This window comes from Pseudomonas sp. IT-P395 (assembly GCF_949767675.1).
In the GTDB taxonomy this organism is placed as follows: domain Bacteria; phylum Pseudomonadota; class Gammaproteobacteria; order Pseudomonadales; family Pseudomonadaceae; genus Aquipseudomonas.
Genome location: NZ_CATKPW010000048.1, coordinates 1 through 290, shown reverse-complemented (window position 1 = coordinate 290; position 290 = coordinate 1). Strand labels below are relative to the sequence as shown.

Genomic DNA, 290 nt, shown 5'->3' with positions numbered 1-290 from the left:
CGGTAAGACAAGGTGATCTGCGATTTGGCCAACTGGCGCAGCACGGCGTTGGGGGCCTTGATTTCCATAATGCTCGGCACACTGTTCAACTCCACGCCTGCTGACGGTTCCCAATCAATCGGCGGTCCTTCGACGGGGGTGCCCTTGATCCTGATGAATACCTCGTCTCCGACTTTGAACGTGCTCGTATCCGTGGCAATAACTTGCACGGTGCCATCGGCGTCGCCCAGCTCGTCGACATCCAGCACGTTGTTCACCGTTCCCTTGAGCAACGGCGCCACCAGCCGGCT

The 290-nt window shown here is 59.0% G+C and carries 1 protein-coding gene; it reads right to left on the bottom strand.

What is annotated here, in order from left to right:
* Positions 1–290, bottom strand: a 290-nt coding sequence (locus tag ACM6IN_RS22045) for a hypothetical protein (protein ID WP_414916708.1), incomplete at both ends; no start/stop codon positions are given.